This window comes from Streptomyces sp. E2N166, assembly GCF_003671715.1.
Taxonomy (GTDB): domain Bacteria; phylum Actinomycetota; class Actinomycetes; order Streptomycetales; family Streptomycetaceae; genus Streptomyces; species Streptomyces thinghirensis.
In genome coordinates, this window is the sequence record NZ_RAIF01000032.1 from 1,813,407 (window position 1) to 1,817,794 (window position 4,388).

The 4,388-nt window shown below is 71.8% G+C and carries 3 protein-coding genes and 1 pseudogene; 3 read left to right on the forward strand and 1 reads right to left on the reverse strand.

From position 1 onward, the window contains the following. The first annotated feature begins 278 nt into the window (after window positions 1-278). The 3 genes from EBH09_RS35325 (at window position 279) to EBH09_RS38110 (ending at window position 4,078) form a co-directional block, all read left to right on the forward strand. A complete protein-coding gene (locus tag EBH09_RS35325; RefSeq protein WP_121750844.1) occupies window positions 279-1,745 on the forward strand; it encodes an aldehyde dehydrogenase family protein in 1,467 nt (488 codons plus the stop codon). Window positions 1,746-1,774: 29 nt separating this feature from the next. Next, on the forward strand, window positions 1,775-3,334 hold the full coding sequence (locus EBH09_RS35330; RefSeq protein WP_121750845.1) for a GMC oxidoreductase: 1,560 nt from the start codon (window positions 1,775-1,777) through the stop codon (window positions 3,332-3,334). Between the two features lie 156 nt (window positions 3,335-3,490). Next, window positions 3,491-4,078 (forward strand): hypothetical protein, encoded by a 588-nt coding sequence (locus EBH09_RS38110; protein ID WP_238697592.1) that lies wholly within the window; start codon window positions 3,491-3,493, stop codon window positions 4,076-4,078. Window positions 4,079-4,272: 194 nt separating this feature from the next. Here EBH09_RS38110 and EBH09_RS38115 read toward each other — a convergent pair. Next, window positions 4,273-4,388 (reverse strand): annotated as a pseudogene (locus EBH09_RS38115) (LacI family transcriptional regulator); the annotation flags it as partial.

Sequence of the window (4,388 nt, forward strand, 5' to 3'; positions counted from 1 at the left end):
CCCGCGCCGGCCACGAGGGTGCCCACCCGACGGGCTCGGCCGGCCCGTCTCCGGCGACACGACCTCCGATCTCCGGGTCGCCCCCGTCGGCCTCCGGCGGACGACGAGCCTCCGCATCCACGCCCAAGCTAGCCCAACCAGGTCACATCCCCGCCCAACCCTCCCTCGGCCGGTGCGTCCACATGACCGGCGCGGGCCCCTCGGACGATGTTGGTGCCAGGTGTGCCGCGCCGGAGGGCTGTGTCGGCACCGGACAGGTACGAGTGAGGGAGCCTGCGATGCCGGAACTGTTCATCGACGGCGAGTGGACGGCCGCCGTGGGCGGCGCGCGGTGGGACGTGATCAACCCCTTCGACGCGTCCGTCATCCAGCAGGTGGACGACGCCGACGAGGCGGACGTCGACCTGGCCGTACGAGCCGCCCGGCGGGCCTTCGACCGGGGCGACTGGCCGTCGGCGCCCACCCGGGAGCGGGCCGACGTGCTGCTCAGGGTGTCGCGGTTCCTCCTGCGCGACCAGGAGGAGATCGCCCGTGTCGAATCCCTCGACACCGGCAAGACGCTCGCCGAGGCACGCATCGACGTCGAGGACGTCTCGAACGCGTTCCGCTACTTCGCGGAGATCGCCGACAAGGACGGCGGCCGGGTGGTGGACGTCGGCCCCGACGTACTCAGCCGGGTCACCTACCATCCCCTCGGCGTCTGCGCCCTCATCGCGCCGTGGAACTACCCGCTGCTGCAAGCCTCCTGGAAAGTGGCCCCGGCCCTGGCGGCGGGCAACACCTTCGTGCTCAAGCCGAGCGAGACGACACCGCTGTCCACGATCCACATGATCCGGCTGATCGCGGAGGCGGGAGCGCCGCCCGGGGTCGCGAACCTGGTCCTGGGCCCCGGCGGCACCGTGGGCGCGGCGATGTCCTCCCACCCCGAGGTCGACCTGGTCTCCTTCACGGGCGGCCTGGCCACCGGGCGCCGGATCATGGAGGCGTGCGCGCCGGGCGTGAAGAACCTCGCCCTGGAGCTCGGCGGCAAGAACCCCAACGTGGTCTTCGCCGACTGCGACTTCGACGCGGCCGTCGACCACGCCCTGGAGGCCTCGTTCCTGCATTCGGGGCAGGTCTGCTCGGCCGGCTCGCGGCTGCTCGTGGAGGAGGGCCTGCACGACCGGTTCGTGGAGCGGCTGGCCACCCGCGCGCAGTCCATCCGGCTCGGCAGCGGGCTCGAACCGACGACCGAGAGCGGGCCGCTCAGCTCCGCGGAACACCGGGCGAAGGTCGAGAAGTACCTGGAGATCGCCCGCGACGAGGGCGCCCGCCTGGTCTGCGGCGGCCGCCGCCCCGACGACCCCGAGCTGTCCCGCGGGTTCTTCCTGCTGCCCACCGTCTACGCCGACTGCGACCGCTCCATGCGCATCGTGCAGGAGGAGGTCTTCGGTCCGGTCGTCACCGTGGAGCGCTTCCGCACCGAGGACGAGGCCGTCGAACTGGCCAACGACACCCGCTACGGCCTGGCCGGCGGCGTGTGGACGAACGACGCGAGCCGAGCCCAGCGGGTCGCCGGCAGGCTGCGGCACGGCACGGTCTGGATCAACGACTTCCACCCCTACGTGCCGCAGGCCGAGTGGGGCGGCTTCGGCCGTTCCGGCTTCGGCCGGGAACTCGGGCCCACCGGCCTGCGCGAATACCAGGAGGCCAAGCACATCTACCAGAACCTCAGGCCGGCTCCCTCCGGCTGGTTCAAGGGCTGAGCGGGCAGGGCGAGAGAGAAGGCGACGCCATGGACGACGAGACGACGACCTACGACTACGTGATCATCGGCGGAGGTACGGCCGGCTGCGTACTGGCCGCCCGGCTGAGCGAGGACCCGGCCTGCCGCGTGTGCGTGGTGGAGGGCGGACCCAGCGATGTCGGCGACGAACGGATCCTGCGGCTCCGGAACTGGATCAACCTGCTCGGCTCCGAGTTCGACTACGGCTACACCACCGAGGAACAGCCCCGCGGCAACTCGCACATCCTGCACTCCCGCGCCCGCGTCCTCGGCGGCTGCTCCTCGCACAACACTCTGATCAGCTTCCTTCCGTTCCCGCAGGACCTGGCCGAGTGGGCGGAGCGCGGCTGCACCGGCTGGGAGCCGGAGACGATCCTGCCGTACCGGACACGGCTGCAGAACACGATCGTGCCCGTCGGCGCCGCCGACCGGAACGCGATCGCCGAGGACTTCGTCACGGCGGCGACCACCCGGCTCGGTGTGCCGGTCGTCGAGGACTTCAACGCCCGCCCCTTCACCGACGGCGCCGGCTTCTTCTCCCTCGCCTACGACCCGGAGACCAACACCCGCTCGTCCGCCTCCGTCGCCTACCTGCACCCTGTACTGAACCGCCCGAACCTGACGCTGCGCCTGGAAACCTGGGCTTACCGGCTGACGACCGACAGCGAGGGCCGTTTCACCCGCGTCCAGGTCCGCAACCCCGACGGCTCCCTCTCGACACTGGAGGCCGACGCCGAGGTGCTGCTGTGCGCCGGGGCGATCGACACGCCCCGCCTGCTCATGCTCTCCGGCATCGGCCCGGCCGACCAACTGCGGGACCTGGGCATCGAGGTCCGCGCCGACCTGCCCGGGGTGGGCGAGAACCTGCTGGACCATCCCGAGTCGGTGATGGTGTGGGAGACCCGTGAACCGCTGCCGCCCAACTCTGCCATGGACTCCGACGCCGGGCTCTTCCTGCGCCGCGACCCGGCGGGAGGGCCGCGCCCGGACCTGATGTTCCACTTCTACCAGGTGCCGTTCACCACCAACACCGAACGGCTGGGCTACCCCGTCCCCGAGCACGGCGTCTGCATGACCCCGAACGTGCCACGCGCCCGGTCCGTCGGCCGCATGTGGCTGCGCAGCGCCGACCCGGACGTCAAACCAGCCCTGGACTTCCGCTACTTCACCGACCCGGACGGGCACGACGAGCGCACCATCGTCGAAGGCCTGCGGATCGCCCGCGAGGTGGCGTCCACCGCGCCGTTCAGCGACTGGCTGCTGCGGGAGGTGGCGCCGGGTCCGGACGTTCGCTCGGACGCCGACCTGTCCGAGTACGGACGCCGCGCCGCACACACCGTCTACCATCCGGCCGGGACCTGCCGGATGGGAGCCGAGGACGATCCCATGGCGGTACTCGATCCCCAGCTGCGGCTGCGCGGCCACGACGGGCTGCGGATCGTGGACGCGTCCGTCTTCCCCACCATGCCGACCGTCAACCCGATGGTCACCGTACTGCTCGCCGCCGAGCGCGCGGCGGACCTCATCACCGCCCGGCCGGCCCCACGGCCGCCGGCCGTGGAAGGGTAGCCCCGGCGACGGTTCCCGGAACGCCGGGCCACCCCTCGGACGCCGGCCACGGGCAGAAGGACTCGGAGTTCCGCAAGGAGATGGGGCCGTGGGCGAACTCCCCCTCGGCTTCACCTACCTCTCCCCGGTATCGCCCTCGTCGTCGGCGTCATCCTGCTGGTCACGCATCGCTTCCACGGCCCGGGCGTCCTCTTCGACGACTACGGGGCCGCCGGCGACGGCTCCTGCCTGCCCGTCTTCCTCGGGGCGGCGATCATCGGCTTATACCAGTACTACGGCTTCGAGGCCTGCGGGGACGTCGCCGAGGAGGTGGCACACCCCGGCAAGGTGATACCCAAGGCGTTGCGACGCACCATCTACGTGGGTGGCGCGGCGGCGACCTTCACCTACGCCCGCGGCGAGATGATCATCGGCCACCGGCTGCCGCGGAAGATCTCCCCGACCCGCGCGGTGCCCGAGTACGCGCTGCTGGTCGCCGCGGCCGTCCCGGCGCTGATCGCCGTCGGCTCGCTGATCTCGACGGACGCCCTCACCAAGATCGTGTCCCTCGCGATCCTGGGCATCCACGCCGCGTTCCGGATGGTCGTCCTGGCCGCGCTGCGAGCCCGCGGCAAGGGCTGGAAGCCGAGCGGCGAGTACCGGCTGGGCCGGTGGGGCCCGCTGGGGAACGTCGGGGCGCTCGCCTACGGCATCTTCGCCATCGTGAACATCTCCTGGCCCCGGACCCCCGGCGTCCCCTGGTAGGACAACTGGATCGGGCTGCTCGGCGGGGGAGTGATGGTGGCCGTCGGCCTCGTGTACATGTTCACCACGCCACCACTACGGACGCAGCGACGCCCCTTCGGGGACCGCCGTCCCCGACTGGCGGAGCGCGGGGCCCGCGACCTGATGAGGCACGGATCCGCGACCGCCCCCTCGCCTCGCCTCCGGGCCGTGCGTCAGGACGACTCGCGCACCACCAGCTCGGTCGGCAGGGTCATTTGCTGCCGGGACGCGCCGTGCTGCGTGATGCCGGTGAGGATCCGGGCCATGGTCCGGCCCAGTTCCTCCACCG